10 protein-coding genes are annotated in these 16,464 nt (G+C 49.7%); 1 reads left to right on the top strand and 9 read right to left on the bottom strand.

Annotated elements, in window-relative coordinates; translation table 11 throughout:
* Positions 1–74: 74 nt before the first annotated feature.
* The 9 genes from T360_RS0100725 to T360_RS0100685 form a co-directional block, all read right to left on the bottom strand.
* Complete coding sequence (locus tag T360_RS0100725; RefSeq protein ID WP_028911082.1) at positions 75–2,882, bottom strand: pitrilysin family protein; 2,808 nt, start codon at positions 2,880–2,882, stop codon at positions 75–77.
* A gap of 3 nt (positions 2,883–2,885) precedes the next feature.
* On the bottom strand, positions 2,886–4,103 hold the full coding sequence (locus tag T360_RS0100720) for a DUF4876 domain-containing protein (protein WP_028911081.1): 1,218 nt from the start codon (positions 4,101–4,103) through the stop codon (positions 2,886–2,888).
* Between the two features lie 24 nt (positions 4,104–4,127).
* Positions 4,128–5,627: a DUF6850 family outer membrane beta-barrel protein gene (locus T360_RS14265; RefSeq protein WP_155949337.1), complete on the bottom strand. Its 1,500-nt coding sequence runs from the start codon at positions 5,625–5,627 to the stop codon at positions 4,128–4,130.
* 1 nt (position 5,628) lies between these two features.
* A complete protein-coding gene (locus T360_RS0100710) occupies positions 5,629–6,009 on the bottom strand; it encodes a hypothetical protein (RefSeq protein ID WP_028911080.1) in 381 nt (126 codons plus the stop codon).
* Entirely contained in the window at positions 6,006–8,678 is a 2,673-nt protein-coding gene (locus tag T360_RS0100705) for a TonB-dependent receptor (protein WP_231488009.1), read from the bottom strand. Before T360_RS0100705 ends, T360_RS0100710 begins: the two co-directional genes overlap by 4 nt.
* Positions 8,679–8,769: 91 nt before the next feature.
* Entirely contained in the window at positions 8,770–9,162 is a 393-nt protein-coding gene (locus tag T360_RS0100700) for an FMN-binding protein (protein WP_036928401.1), read from the bottom strand.
* A gap of 21 nt (positions 9,163–9,183) precedes the next feature.
* Positions 9,184–10,593 (bottom strand): RagB/SusD family nutrient uptake outer membrane protein, encoded by a 1,410-nt coding sequence (locus T360_RS14260; protein WP_051523251.1) that lies wholly within the window; start codon positions 10,591–10,593, stop codon positions 9,184–9,186.
* 12 nt (positions 10,594–10,605) lie between these two features.
* Entirely contained in the window at positions 10,606–13,569 is a 2,964-nt protein-coding gene (locus T360_RS14255) for a SusC/RagA family TonB-linked outer membrane protein (protein WP_051523250.1), read from the bottom strand.
* A 204-nt stretch (positions 13,570–13,773) separates the two neighbouring features.
* Positions 13,774–14,190, bottom strand: coding sequence for a heavy-metal-associated domain-containing protein (locus tag T360_RS0100685; protein WP_028911077.1), 417 nt, complete (start codon positions 14,188–14,190; stop codon positions 13,774–13,776).
* Between the two features lie 250 nt (positions 14,191–14,440).
* Here T360_RS0100685 and T360_RS0100680 point away from each other — a divergent pair, with 250 nt between their 5' ends.
* On the top strand, positions 14,441–16,456 hold the full coding sequence (locus tag T360_RS0100680; protein ID WP_028911076.1) for a M13 family metallopeptidase: 2,016 nt from the start codon (positions 14,441–14,443) through the stop codon (positions 16,454–16,456).
* Positions 16,457–16,464: the final 8 nt, after the last annotated feature.

Genomic DNA, 16,464 nt, shown 5'->3' with positions numbered 1-16,464 from the left:
TTGCCTGCAAAGTTACAAAAAAATCCCAAAGCATGTTGATAATGCCTTGGGATTTAATGATTATTGAGATTTTATTATTCCGACAACATCGTCACTTCGATGCAACGTTTGGCAGCCAACAGGCGTTGAGCCATGCGCTGCACATCTGCTGCCGACACCTCGCCGACCATCTTACAATAGTCGCGATCGAAATCGGTATCATCATCAAGCTCGTGCCAGATGACATAATTCCAATAATCATTGGTAATAGCCATCTGGGCATACTGTTTTACCAGATATTCCTTCACTTTCTTCAGCGATGAAGCAGCAGGACCATGATCGGCAATATGCTGAAGCTGCTGATAGATGATAGGATTGAGTTCGTCGTAGCGACTGGGATCGGCATTATAGGCAATCTTCAGGATGGCATTGGGCTTATCGTCCTTCTCCAGACCGAAATCAACACTCACGCCATAGGTGCCACCTTTCTCCTCACGAACAGAATCGGTATAGGCAATAGAGAGGCAGCGCTTCAGGAAGTCGAGTTCCAGGTCGCTCTTAGCCGAGAACTCCACATCGGCAGTCAGATAGATGCTCACGTTAGCCAATGGAGTAGCCATTTTCTTGGCGAACTTAACCACCTTCTGTCCGTCGGCCACCTGAGGCACATTGGCATAGTTGGTCTGCTCGTGCTTGCCGGTAGCAGGCAGAGTGGCCAGATATTGGCACAACAACTGGCGCAACTCCTGGTCGTCGTAGTTACCAATGATAACAGTCTTGAAGTTGGCTGCATCGCTGAATCGCTCCTGATAGATTTCAAGGATACGATCATAGCTCACCTTATCAAGCGTTGACTGTACAACAGGTGCCAGACGCGGATTGTGATTGTAGAGTACGGCACGGATAGAGTCGTTGTAATCCACCTTTGGCGAGGCGTTACGGTTAGCCAGGAACGCACGCTGACGGTTCATCAGGCTGGCAAAGGCAGCCTCATCACGACGTGGCTGTGTGAAGTAGAGATGAGCCAACTGGAACATCGACAGCATATCTTTGACAGAAGCGCTACCGCTGATGCTCTGACCAGTAGAGCCAACAGAAGGACTCACTCTGACACTCTTACCTGTGAGCATCTTGCGCAAGGTCATCGCATCAAACTGACCTACACCACCCTCGCTGACAGCACTCGAAATCATAGCAAAGTTAGGTATATCCTCATCTCCATAAAGTGAGGTTCCACCCTCTGCGCGCATCGAGAGTGAGATGGCATCGGCCTCATAGTCGGTCTTCTTGGTATAGACTTTCATACCATTGCTCAGTGTCAGTTCTGTAAAGCCATGACGATAAGGCTTTTCGCTCACAATGCTACCTGCCTTTGGCAGTTCGCTCATCAACGACTCGGCCAACTTAGCCTCCTGGTAAGGAGCATAAGCCTGCTGCTGAGCTGCTAAGATCACCTGTTCTATCTGCTGTTCAGAAGGAATCTCAAAACCCTCCTTATCAGGCGCAAACATCACCACCACCTGATTCTTATCGGTGATGAGTTCCTTGACGGCTGCATTTACCTCAGCCAAAGTCACCTCACGATCCAATTTCTGAGTATTCTTCAACTGGAAATCCAACGAAACCAGAGGCTCACCAGTCAGGAAGTTGCTGACACAGTCGTTCACATAGTGAGAGTTGCGGAAATCGTCACGACGGTTATAGCGGCGCTCTGCTGCATTGAGGTATATCTTCTTGGCACGATCGAGCTCGGTCTGAGTAAAACCATGCTGACGAGCACGCTCTGCTACAGCTACAGCACTGATGATACCACCCAAGATATTGTCCTGCTTACAACTGATGCTGATAGAGAAAGCATCTTTAGTGCGACTGATAAAGAACTGAGATGCACGAGCTGTAGCACTCTGGAATGGAGGTACAGGCTGCTGACGCAATTCAGTCATACGGTCGTTGAGCATCGAACTGATAAGACCGTCGATATAGTCGCCACGCAGATAGCTCTCGCTGTTTTTCTCTGTATCGGGTGTTGCCTCACGCTTCTGATAGATATGACAGAGAGCAATAGGCTGTTCCTTATCCTTCTCGATATCAACAATCATCTTTTCATTATCGCCAACGGGATAGTAGATGCGTTCGGCAGCCTTCTTTGGCATGGGGATTGAAGAGAATATCTTTTTGATTTTCTTCTCCATCTTGTTCACATCGAAATCACCCACCACTACGATAGCCTGCAGGTCAGGACGATACCACTTGTGATAGTAGTCGCGCAGGTCGTTATAAGCAAAGTTGTCAACGATATCCATCGAGCCGATAGGCATGCAATCCTCGTACTTGGTACCCTTGTATATCTTAGGCATAGCCTGCTCCTGCAAGCGCTGCACAGCCATGCCGGCGCGACGAGTGCGCCATTCCTCATGGATGACACCACGCTCCTTGTCGATTTCCTTATCCTCGAGCAGCAGGTAGTGGCTCCAATCGTGGAGCACCAGCAGACAAGAGTCGATGATTCCCTCACGCTTCAGCGGGGCAGAGCCAATATGATATACTGTCTGGTCGATAGAGGTATAGGCATTGAGGTTAGCACCAAACTTCACACCGATGGTTTCGCACCAGGGAACGATGCCTAACTTTTTCCCCTTGCCGGGAAAGTTTTTTGTTCCGTTGAAAGCCATGTGTTCCAAGAAATGGGCCAGTCCACGCTGGCGAGGCTCCTCCAGAATACTACCCACACGCTGAGCGATGTAGAAGTCGGCCAATCCTGCCTCTTTGCCATTATGACGGATATAATAGGTCATACCATTTTTGAGCTTACCCTTACGAATGGTAGGATCCTGTGGAAGGCTTTGAGCCACTGCCGAAACCGACAGCAGCATCAAAGCAAAAAGAGAACTAATTTTCTTCATATCTTACTTTTTCATTGAAGGCGTCTGACGAGCCTCCATATCGTTTGTTGAATTGTTTGTATCTACATACTTACCAGTAGAGTCCTTTTTACGGATGACAGCAGTACCACGCTGTGTGGTGTCCTTCGAGTTGGCACGACCAGCTACCCATCCTGCATCCAGTGTCTCAGAAATCACGAACCAGCCAAAGTCATCCTCAGTACCAAGGTTCACAGCATCGAGCACCCACTCATTAGGAATCTGCACCTGCTTGCTCTCCATCAGCTTACCTGTAGAGGCGGTGTAGGTTGGTGTCTCGCTATGGTTGGCAAGGAATGTCTCCTTGTTCTCCTTCATACGAGCGATAGCATAGCTACGGTTCTGCTGTACTGAGGGCAGCCAGATGGTCTGTGTGTAGCAGTAGATATACTCCAAGTTAGGTGTGTCATAATCGGTATCCATACTGTTGCCGCCGTTGTCGAGATACACCTCGAAGTCGGCACCTGTCAGATTGTATGAGTTCTCGTTGACAGTACGATGGTCCATCGCATTGTTAGCTATCACAATGCTCTCGCCTGGCTTAACAGGATGATCGGTTCCCTTACCAGGAATCATGAATACAGCACCTGCGGGGATGGCATAAGGACGCACATCAGGACTCCAAGGCTGATTGCCAGAGCTGGCACTCTGATACTGTGATTCGATCAAGGCCAGACTATCGGCATAGAGCACTACATCGCTATTATTGGTAATCACAAAATAAGCATCGTAGTTGTAATTCTTGTTCTGAGGAGTCAGGGTTCCTGTGGTACAGATCTCAGAGAACACGAAACCACCCTCGGCCTTAAATGAGTTTACAACCAGTTTGGCAGATGTAGACAACTCGTTCAAGGCAATATCATTTGATGACACTTCGAAATCGGTAGTACCAGCCACACCATCCTTTACGAACGAGATATTACCTTTTGCCGCGAGATTATACTTACCTTCAGTCAGACTGGGAAGTGTTATCACGTAGTCATCGCCACTCTTTACAGGCGCTGGCAACTTAGTAACCTCACCACTCTGCACGTTAGTGGCTGTTCCTTCAAAACTATTCAGCGCTACATCACTCACGTTGATGGGCATTTCAATGGTTACAGTACCATTCTCCACAACAAAAGGATCATCATCACTGCTACAAGCCACGAATACAGTACTTGCAGCCAGGAGCATCATGCTCAAAAACACATTCTTTTTCATTTTCACTTGCAATATTAGTTGATATTAAAATATGATTCCCAATGACAGATGCAGATTGGCCTCGTGCTCGCCTACCGAACAGAATTGCCAAGCTGAACCAACCTCTCCAAACATGCCGACGGCCCATGTTTGTGGTTTATAGTCGGCACGGGCACCAGCCTGCATCTGGGTATAGCTGGCCTTCTGATACTTATAATTATGATTTACATAATCGCGAATACTGACCGACATATTAGCATAAGGCATCACAATCTTATGACTCAGGTTGGCTGCATAGCCACCCTTGGCATAGATATTCAGCGACCAGTCATCATTCAACGTTTTGAGCCATTGCGCTGTCAACTCGCCATAGACCCGGGCATATTCCACTTTCCGCTCTACATATTCGTATGACTCACGATGGCTCAGATAACCTGCTTTCAGCTGCAGGTGCCAGTCGCCACATCCATAGAGCGCTGTAGCACCCACATCCCAACGATGCTGATGATACATGGTAAGAGCCATCAGTATGGGATAGTCCTGTCCTGATGAGGTGCCCACCACATGCTCATCGCTAGCACGCTTGTCGTAGGCTGCATATAGCAGCAAGGCCTTTTCGTTCTTAGCCGACTGACGTCTCCAACCAAACGTCAGACTGGTCTGTTGGCGATAAAGGGTTGTCAGTGGTAGTGAGTTGTACTCATCAGAGAGACGCTTGTATTGGTGTATGGCATGACTGAAATGAGCCTGCCAACCACCATGCGACACAGGCTGCACGTCGAAGGCCAAGGCTGCCCCTTTACCTTCGTAAAAGATATCACGATTAGACCCAGAGAATCTCACGTAGCTAGTGCCAAGCCCAGTCATCTGCAACTCACCCATACCATTTGCTTCACCATAGAAATCCACATCGGCCGTCTGGCGATAGATGTTTCCTTCTAATGACAATCCCACGTGATATGCCCCCATCTTACGGGCAGCACCAGCTTTCAACGACAAATCGGACACGATGCCACGCATACGTGGGTCGTAGGTACGATACTCCTGTTCGGCACGGAACTTCAATTCGCCACCCAGCATCCATAGTCCTTTCTCAGCAGCATATCCACCAGAGAACAGATAACGCTCGCGCTTGCTATCACCCCCTATGCTATCGGCTATCACGTCAGGATATAGCAAATCCCAATCGGCCACATTATTATATACCTTATTATCATGCTGACCATTGGCATAGGCTGCCTTTCCCCATACCACAGATGAAGGTGTGAGACGAACATATGAACTAGCCGAGATCTCTGGCAACAAGAATCCTGTGCCCTCTTCTACGCGGAAAGCATCGCTTTGATGGCGATAGTCGGTCTGAATACTCAACTCCGTAAAGGGTTTCAGATAGGCATGCGTCATCAAGGCTGGGTTTTGTAAGGCTTCACTATACGTTTGTCGCCAAATGGAGTGGCGCTCCACATAAGCAGAATCCTGACTGGCAGCTTCGACAGCTGTCAGGAAACACAATAGCAAGAGAGAGCTATATCTGAATGTACGCATACTAATCTAAAAATATAATGTTTAACTTTGCCTGACTTCGGCCGCTACCTGTCAGCTCCACATAATCGCTCACAGCTCTGAACGAGCGTACACGGCGTGTTCCCTTAGAGTCGCTATAACTCATCACTCCCTCCACATGCACTTGGTAAGCACCACGCAATAGCTCTATCTGCACTTCGGCACCTGTGAAATCGGCTGTACTAACCACATGCTTGGTGTTCAGATTGGTGATCTGAGCCATCGCCTGAACACGGTCTATCGTCAGCGTATCGCCACCATCCAATTGGATAGTAGCCAGTGTCATATAGTCATCATTGTCCTGATGGCAGGCCACCAGCATCAGCGCTACTGCCAGGGTGAGAATTGTGAATATCTGCTTCATATCTTTACATTCATTTCAAGTCCGAAATAAGGTTTGGTATGCCGACGTATGAGTTTACCATAACTCTCATAGTCAGGCGAATAATCCCAGATTCTGTTGCAGAACATCGCTACATTCAAACGGTCGTTCAACAGTTTCTTGGTAATCTTCAGATTCAGATGCATCGCAAAGGGTACTGTGCTCTTGGTATAATTGGTAGATGAACGCACCAACCATTTCAGGTAAGCATCCGAGGCGCATTCCGCTGTCCACTCGTGGATATCGCCTTTAGCGTCCATATATGCATCAGGCTCACTACTCAATGCATCGTGCTGCGACGAGGTGTACCACTGGCATTGAGCTGAAACAGAAAAGCCTAACTTGAGTTTCGGAACATCGGTATCGAACATGAAATTGGTGTTCGCCATCTCGTTTACGATGCCCTCATCATCATGATATAAACCCACATATTGCAGGCGACTACTACCCACTACCACACTTGGACGTTCCATGATGAGTTGAGAATTACGGTAGGTGGTTCGGAACCACGCACCAGTGATGGTAAGACGGGTATAGAGGCGCGGTATGCGCTTCGAGGCAAACGTCAGTTCCACACCTTCCTTCTTGGTCTGACTACCATTCTCGTAGTGCGTATAGGCACACAATTCTGATAGCAACTCGTAACTCAGATCATCGGCATACTTATTATATTCATAAGCTTCATAATTGGTCTGACTGCGGAAGCCTGATGTCATATTCTCATTAAAATAGGTCACCGTCAGTCGGTTTCCGCCCACATTCAAATCGCCAGTCACCTCCCATTTCAGGTTGCGTGCTGCTTCCAGACTGGCATTGGTACCAGGGATGATATAGGTACGATAGTTTATACGACTCAGCGACGGATCTACGTTATAATATTTAAGTTGCAACAGGTCGATATAAGCCGGATCAGGAAACAGCTGATCAATAGTTGGCATCTTGGTATGCTGACCTACACCGCCAGAAAGGCGGACAAATGAAGGCTGACCAAACATTCGGAATCGTGGGAAAGTAAAGCCGATATTGGCGCGTGGGTCCAGATACCACTGACCATGCATCACATAGTCAGCAGGCAAGTTCAGCATTTGCTGCGCACGCACACCCGCCATCAGTTCTAACTGGCAACCACCCACTGGAAAGGTAGCCTTCTCCTCGGCATAAAACGAAAGGGTGTGGTTAGCAGGCTTTTCTGTCAGACTGCGCATACGTATCTGAGCAGTAGGATATACTGGACGTTCAGGGTCGAACACCTGACCACGACCGTAGTTCTTATCCAAATTCCAATCAGCGCCTAGCAGCAAGGTGTTGGCTACTTTCTTGCTGGGAATCTGCAAACGGGCGTTCAGCTTCAGAAACACATTCAATGGTTTGCCATCTACATCCTGACTGGCATCATAGACATAAGGCAATATCAGCGCATCATACTCACCTTCTTCTGTATTAAGCACAGCGCCTGTCATGCTCTGCAGACTGACTGTTCTGGTGCGCGCTATCTTATCGTGCTGATAGGATGCTGCCGCCATCAACTCGGCTCCTTTCAACCAGATGGGACGATGCATCTTCAGTTCAAGTTTATTTGAAACCGCCACACGGTTATAACTCTGCTTGTATTTGTCGATAGCGCCTTTGTTCAAATCAGGGTCTTGCTTTTCATCATCAAACGAGCCTGTATAATCAAGGTTTGTTGACAGTTTCAGGTCGTAATGGGCACGCTGCCAGGTGTGCCCCATGCGAGCCGATAAGGTCACACGACTATAGTTATTCAACAGGTTACGAGGGTCGGCTTTCGAATCAAGATAGTCTGCACTCAGATTCAGCGTGGTGTGCTTATCCCACTCGAAGGCCTTGGCCAGATAAAACAGCTTAGAGCCCATGTCTGACTTGAGACGTGCCTGCAGGTCGTGACCGCCACGACGGCGTTCTATCTTCACTAGTCCGCTGGTCAGGTCGCCATACTCTACCGAAGGTATGCCTCGCACTATCTCTACGCTCTCTATATCATCGGTTGATATCGTACGCATGTCAACACCTGCATTCGTATTGTCGCGACTGGTAGCTGCCGACTCCCAGGCGCCACTCACCTGCTGCATATTAGCATTGGTGGCGATGCGAGCCCCATCTACGAGGAAGCTGGTACCCAGCGAGGAGGTGGCGTAGTTAGCTCCTTGTGGACTGGCCTCACGCAGACGAATACTATTGGTAGCATTCAGCACAGGATCCTTACTGCTACCACCAGGCAACAGCTCCAGCAGGTCGGAAAAGCTAGATGGCTGCAGATGCTCCATGGCATGCTTCTCTATGCGTGATGAGCTAGTAATGCCACGACTCTCCTGAGCCGTCACTACCACCTCGCCAAGCTTGCTCACCTCGGCCTCCAACTGATAGTGCCCATTAGCCACAGCATTCACGGTGAGGGTTTTATAGCCAATGTAGGTTATCTTAATTCGTTGCGGATAATTATTTTTAGGTATCACAAAACGCCCCTCTGCATCAGTAACGGTGAGAGGACGGCGTTTTGTAACATCCGAAATAGTGGCTCCAATAATTGGTTCCTTTGTATCCTTATCAGAAACCAATCCGTATATAACATTCTGAGCTACAACTACTTGTGTAATCATCATCACGATGACTATATAAATAAACCTTTGCATCTGCATACTTATTCTAAACGTAACACAAAGGTACAGTAGAAATACGAATTACGCAATACCTAAAAATTGGGGTTTTACGCCACTTGCTTTTTTACTTGTTCTTTTTATAATATTCCAATCCGAGCTGAACATTCTTGATAACTGCCTCAGAACTGTAGGTAGCACCTGTCACGCCGTCAACCTTCAGCTTTTGGGCTTCGCTCACTTTCAGGTTGTTCCACTTGTCGAAAAGGGCTTTCTTCACGCGGGCATAGTACTTGGGCGTCTCCTGATTCTTCAGGGCTTCAATCTTCACCACCTTGTTCTTCTTGATGTAGATTTTAAGTGGGGTAGGGCCGTTATAACCTTCGACGTTTTTGCCCAGTGTGGTGGTGTTGACGATGTACATACCATCCTCTTTGGTGAGGGTGTCGTCTTTCACACCGGCACTCTGAATGCAGAGTGCCAGTGCTACGATGCTAAACAATTTAATCTTATTGTTCATATGATGCGAAATTTTTAAAAGTTAATATTCGGGATTTTGAGTGAGGTTGCGATTGCGACCTATCTGCTGCTCGGGGATGGGCAGCAGCGAGCGATACGACTTCCAGTTCACCTTTTTGTAGCTGGTGCTGCCATACACGGCGTCGGCACGGCCGGTGCGGTTCAGGTCCATCCAGCGATGACCGCCCTCGAAGAAGAACTCCTTGCGGCGCTGCTGCTCAATCTCCATCAGCAGGTCGGTCTGACTGGTGCTGCCTGCATAGTCGGCGAGTGCAGCGCGATGGCGAATTGTGTTGATGTCGGCCACGGCTTGCTGCATGTTGCCCAGATGCACACTGGCTTCGGCACGTATCAGATACTGCTCGGCCAGTCGCAGCAGCACATAGTACTCGTAGTTGGCCGAGCTGCTGGGCGTGGTCATGTTCTTATATTTATAAGGATAATAGTAGGTCTTACCGCCGCTGCCGGCTTTCTCGCCTATCCACTGGTTGCGCAGGTCGGCGGGTTCCGATCGCAGGTCGGCCACCAGTTCGTCGCAGAAGTAGTAGCTGGCATAAGTGGCACGGGCGTTAGGGATAAACAGATTGCCGATGCGGGTGTAGCCCACGTAGCTGCCTGTGCCTGTGAATCCCTCCTGATTGCTCTGCAGGATGGCCTCGCTACTGGTGGCCAGGAACACGCGGTCGGCTGTTTCCAACTGGTAGCTGCTGCCCTGTCCGCCATCGGCTGTAGGTATCAGTTTGTTGGCCTCGCTGATGGCCTTGTCCCACTGTTCGGTATAGAGATATACGCGGGCCAACAGGGCTGTGGCGGCATCGGTCGTGATGCGTGTTCGACCATTGCCTGAGCCTTTCAGCAACTGCTGTGCCTGCTGCAGGTCGGCTATAATCTGCTGATACACCTCGGCTTTGGGTGTGCGTGGTGCAGTAGCCGTCACGCTCACGTCGTAGGTAGTGAGCAGAGGCACATCGCCAAACAGATTAACCAGGTAAAAATAGGCGTTGGCACGAAAAAACAGTGCCTCGCCACGATACTTGTTCAACTCGTCGGCTGGTAGCACCGTCGAGCCCTCAACATGCCCCAGAAAGTCGTTGGCACCATAGATGCTGGAGTAAGGGGTGCTCCACAGATTAGAGATGTAGTCGGTGGATGAGTTGTAGTTGTTCTGATTCAAATCGGCAAACTGACCTGAGCGCGCCAGCAGCTCGTCGCTGAGCTGACTTACATAGAGCTCCAGACCCTGATAGTACATCAGGTTGTTCAGGAAGTTTTCGGTATAGAATCCTGTGGCTGCTGTGCGAATGCCTTCGGGGGTAGAGAAAGTCACATCGGCTGTCAGCGAGTCGGTGGGGGGATCAATCTCGAGTATGCTCTCGCACGATGTGAGTGCCAGGGCGGTGGCTAATGATAATGCTATATTTCTGAGTTTCATACCTATTTATATTTAGAATGTTACATTGAGTCCGAACACTACCGATTGTGTGGGTGGAACGGCGTTAGTAGATGTCTCAGGATCGTAGGCGTCGTAGTTGGTGATGGTCACCAGATTCTTGCCCTGAACGTAGATCTGCAGGGCGCTGATGCCCAGTCGGCCCACCAGTTTCTGGTCGAAGTCGTAAGCCAGTCGCACGTTCTGTAGTCGCAGATAGCTACCCGTACTGAATGCAGCATCGCTGTACGACATGTAACGGTAGTAAGCGTCGTAGATGTCGCTGGCACTGGTGGTGGTCAGTCCGGGATACTTGGCGTCGACACCCGGTGTGGTCCAGTAGTTGCTGGCCATCTCGCGGGTTACGTTTTCGCTCATACCCAGTGGGTAGTAGAATATCCACAGATAGCCGTACTCCATTGGTTTGTTGCGGTAGTACAGATTGAAGTCGAATGTCAGGTTTTTCCATTTGATGGTGTTCTGTAGTCCGGCATAGTATTTTGGGTCCTTGCTGCCCAGTGTCACATAGTCGTTGGTGCTGTTGATCTTGCCGTCGCCATTCTGGTCCTGCACCATCGGCACACCCGTCTGGTTATCCACACCCAGATACTTGTAGCCGCGGATGATGTTCACCGACTTGCCAATCTCGTAGGTGTTGTAGTAGCCCGAGTTTTCCAGATCGGCAAACTTGGTGAGCTTATTGTTGGGGATGGTGAGTGTGAACTGGGTGGTCCAGCGGAAGTCCTTGGTCTTGATGTTCTGCGTGTTCAACTCCAGCTCCACACCTTTGTTCACAATCTCTGCATCGAGGTTCGACATCATGTATGAGAATCCTGTCTGATTGGGCATATACAGTCGGGTGAGCAGATCCTTGCTGGTGTTGTGGTAGTAGTTGGCTGTGAGCAGAATGCGATCGTTGAAGAATCCCAGTTCCAGTCCGATGTCGAACTTATCGGTGGTTTCCCAGTGCAGATCGTCGTTGGCCAGATTGTTAGGCACGATGCCCACGCCGCCCTCGTAAGGATAGTTGCTGGTGGTGTATTTGGTCATGTACTGATAGTCGGTGATGCCGTCGTTACCAGTGCGACCTGTTGATACGCGCAGTTTGCCGTAGCTCAGCCACTTCAGGTTGTTCTTGATGAACTTCTCGTTGCTGAACAGCCAGCCTAGTCCTATCGAGTAGAAATTGCCATAGCGGTGGTTCTTACCGAATCGCGAAGAACCGTCGCGACGGAATGTGGCGTTGAGCAGATAGCGATCCTGCCAGTCGTAGGTGATACGTCCGAAGAACGATGCACTCTTGGTCTGTGTGGTCGGGTTCTGGTGATAGATAATCTGCGATGCAGCCGTAGCATCCTTCAGGAAGATGTCGCCAGGATAATTCTGTCCGCGCATATACATCGTGTGAGTGTCGCCGTTCTGATAGGTGGCGCCCAGCAGAAAGTCGGCCTTGCCACCCAGCAGCTGGCAGTTGTAGGTAATCTGTGGCTCGATAATCAGCGTGCTGGTGGTCATCGAGTAGTAGAGCGCCTGGTTGTAGGCCGTATTGCTCAGCGGATGATAGTAGTTGCGTGGATACAGATTCTGCTGATTGCTCGAGCTGTAGTTGTAACCCATCTGCACCTTGGCAGCCAACTGGTCCCAGATGCGATAGCTGCCGTTGAAACTGGCGTTGAGCGATGTGGCATCGTTGGTGCCCTCATAGTTCAGTATGCGCAGAGGGGCAGTGTGGTTGGTATTTTCCAGCAGCCAGTATGGATCGCCGTTCTCGTCGTATGGTGGCAAGTTGGGTTGCGACACCACAGCCGAATAGCCTGCACCCGAGGCGTCGGCATCCATGGTGAGTTTGGTGAGCGATATGCCTGCATCCAGATGCAGACGGTGGTCGTCGCTCTGGTGCTGCACGTTCGATCGGCCTGTCCAGCGGGTGTACTTATCGTCGCCAACGGTGACAGTGCCCGAATTATAGTAGCCACCGCTAATCATAAACGAGGTGTTCTTGTTGCCACCCGACACATTCAGCTGTATGTCGGTGCCCCATACGGTATTGCCAAACAGAATGTCCTGCCAGTCGTAGGTGGTATGCTGGTCCCAGAGTGTCAGGTCGGGGAACTTGGCTGGTGTCAGGTCGGCATCCGTCACGTAGCCCTTGGCCTTATCGGCCTCGAAAGCCTGGCGGCGCAGGGCTGTAAACTCCTCGGTGTTCAGAAAGTCGAGTCGTTTGCTCATAAACTGGGCGGTGGTGCTCATCTTCAGGTTCACCTTCACACGCCCTTCGCGACCTTTCTTGGTGGTAATCAGTACCACACCTTTCGAACCGCGCGTACCATAGATGGCTGTGGCGTCGGCATCCTTCAGCACCTCGATACTCTCAATGTCGTTAGGATTGATGAGCGACAGCTCGTCGGGCAGTCCCAACAGTCCGGTCGATGTGTAGGCGATGGGGTTCTCAGGGTTAGAGTTCAAGGGCACGCCATCCACGATATAGAGCGGTTCTTTGTTGCTCGACAGCGTGCTGGCACCACGGATAACCATACTGGTTGAACCACCTCCTGGCACACCTGATGCCTGCGCCACATACACGCCCGATGCTGTTCCCTGCAGGGCCATGATGGGGGCATCTTGTGTGGCCTCGCTCACCACGTCGCCTTTCACCTTTGATACGGCGCCAGTCAGCTTCTTGCGCGACTGCTGACCGTAGCCCACCACTACCACATCATTGAGCGAGTAGCCATCCTCGTGCAGTTGGATGATGCCCAGATTGCTCTTGGCATCCACTATCTTCAGTTCTTGTTTCTGGTAACCCAGATAGTTGATGGTTAGCACGATAGGCACCTTATTATGATTCAGTTGCAGGTTGAAACAGCCTTCGCTATCAGCCACGGTGCCCTCTTTCGAGTTGTTCACTCTGATGGTGGCACCAATCAGCGGGTTGCCATGCGCATCCACCACCTTTCCTTTCAGCAGTCGGGCGCTCATATTTTCAGAAAAAAGGAAAAGGAGTGTTAATAATACGAAATATATCTTTGTTTTCTGAGACCATTGCACAACAGTCTCAGACAAAATGCGTACTTTTGTCATGCTTATTGATTTTATCAAGGAATAAGTAGGGCACCGCCGCTGTTGCACATCTATTGCCGTAGGGATGCAACAGGGTGGTGCCTTCACACTTAATGGATAAAGTTACTTCTTGGCCTCGGCCTCTTTCTGGGCGTGATGACCGCAACCGCCCTGCTTGCCTTCGTGCTTGCCGCAGCCGCCTTCCTTACCTTCGTGCTTGCCACAGCCGCCTTCCTTGCCTTCGTGCTTGCCACAGCCCTTGCCTGCACTCTGCTTCATAATCTCAGCCTGGTACTTGGCATCGGTCAGTGTCTTCAGCAGCGCCTCGGCATTAGCCTTCTCTGCATCGTAGCTCACGCTTACGGTCTTGGCCTGTAAGTCCACACTCACTTCCTTTACAGCTTCATTAGCCTTCAGGGTCTTCTCTACACGCTTAGCGCAGTTCTGACAGCGAATGTTTGTTACCTTGAACTTCACGTTGTCTGCTAATACGTTCATTGCGAACAGAGCAGCAAACATCATCATTACAATCTTTCTCATGTCTCTTAAAAATAAATTAAATGTGACTAATAATAGTTGTTTTGTTAATAAACGCTTGCAAAGTTACGCAAAAATTGCCTAACTCAGTCAATTTTAACCTGTCCAAAAGGGCAAAATCACTACTTTTGGGTATTAACAGCAGGGCATAAAACAATGTACATAATAGCTAAAAAAAGCATTTTGTTTGCAACTTTCCACAACTTTTTGTATCTTTGCGGCGTCAAAATTACATAACTTAATCAATAAGACAATGAAGAAAGTGATTTTCGCCGTTGCACTAGCCCTGGGAAGTTTGGCAGGCTCGGCACAGAATTTTAAAGCAAACATGGACACGAGTGTGAAACCTGGTGATGACTTCTGGCAGTATGCCGTTGGTTCATGGCTAAAGGCTAACCCTCTCGACAAGCAGCATCCACAGAATGGTGCTTTTACTGATTTGAGCGAATTAAACAATGATCGCATCAACGCACTCATTCTGAAGGTTGCCGACCAGAAGAATCTGCCTCAGGGTAGCGACGGTCAGAAGATTGGTGCTATCTATCGCCTCTATATGGATAGTGTAGGTCGCAATAAGTTGGGATATCAGCCCATCCTGCCTTATCTGAAGCAGGTGCGTGGCTTGAAGACTCGCGAAGAATTGCTGAAGCTGATGTACGAGCTCGACAGCAAGGGATTCAATACTGCCCCATTCGGCATTAGCCTGAGCCTCAACCCCTTCAAGTCGTCAGAGCTTATGATGAGCGTGGGGCATGGTGGTGCTTCGCTGGCTCAGGAGTATTATGCCGAGCCTAACGAGACACAGAAGAAAACCGTAGAAGCCATTAAGAGTCTGAACAAGGATTACTTCAAGATGGTAGGCTACAACGATGCCGACGCCGAGCGCATGATGCAGGCCGAGTGGGCTATTGAACATAAGATAGGTGTAAAAACCCTGAACCAGGTTGCCAGCCGCAATCCTATGCTCACCATTCACATCATGTCTTGGGAGCAGCTATTGAAGGACTTTAAAGGCATCGACTGGGTAGCTTATCGCGACGCCATAGACTATCCAAAAGATATCGATACCGTTAACGTAAGTCAGCTGGAGCCTCTGCATATAGTAGAGGATATTCTGGCTAATACCAGCATCGACGATCTGAAGGCTTATATGGAATTGCATGTCATCAAAGCCTTCTCAGGCTATCTCTCTGACGACTTTAGCAAACGTGCCTTCGAGGCCGACAAGATTATCTCTGGTGTTCAGGAGCAGAAACCACGCTGGAAGCGTGCTGTATCTACAATCAGCAGCAACCTGGGTGAGACCGTTGGTAAGTTGTATGTTAAGGAGTATTTCCCCGAGAGCAGCAAGCAGCGTGTATTCCGTTTGGTAAAAGACCTGCAGCAGGCCTTTGAGGACCGCCTGAAGGAGAACACCTGGATGAGCGAAGAAACTAAAGCCAAGGCTATCGAGAAGTTGCACTCGATGATCATCAACATAGGCTATCCTGATAAGTGGGAAGACATGGAGAAGTTTGTGGATATCCGCGAAGATCAGAATCTGGTTGAGAACTATATCCGTATCAATCAGGAGGCCACTAAGGCTATCCTCCGCAAATACTGGCGCCAGCCTGTGGATAAGCACATGATGGCCTGCACACCACAGACCGTTAACGCTTTCTACAACCCCCTGTTCAACAGCATTAACTTCCCTGCAGCTATCCTGCAGCCACCATTCTTCGACCCAGAGTCTGACTATGCTGCCAACTATGGCGCCATCGGTGTGGTGATTGGTCATGAGATGAGTCACGGATTCGACGACCAGGGTTGCCAGTTTGATAAGGATGGAAACCTGAAGAACTGGTGGACAGCCGACGACAAGACAAAGTACAACGAGCGCACCAAGGTGCTGGCCGACTGGTTCTCAGAGCAGGAAGCCGTACCAGGTTTGAAGGTTAACGGCCAGAAGACACTTGGTGAGAATATTGGTGACAATGGCGGACTGAATATTGCCTATCGCGCTTTTGAGAACCGCATGAAGCAGGAGCCGCTGAAGAAGACCGAAGGCTTTACCCCTGCACAGCGCTTCTTCCTGGCTTACGCCCGTGTATGGGCCAGCAACTCTACACCAGAGTACACCGCCATGCTGGTTAACAGCGATGTTCACTCACCTAACCGTCTGCGTGTGATGGCAGCTCTGCCAATGATTGATAGCTGGTATGAGGCTTTCGGCATTAAGGAAAGCGACAAGATGTTCTTAGCCAAAGACAAGCGCGCCGTGATCTGGTAAGACGACGA

This window comes from Prevotella sp. MA2016 (assembly GCF_000619825.1).
Classification (GTDB): domain Bacteria; phylum Bacteroidota; class Bacteroidia; order Bacteroidales; family Bacteroidaceae; genus Prevotella.
Note: the sequence above shows the minus strand (reverse complement) of the source record. Positions and strands in the feature narration are given on the sequence as shown.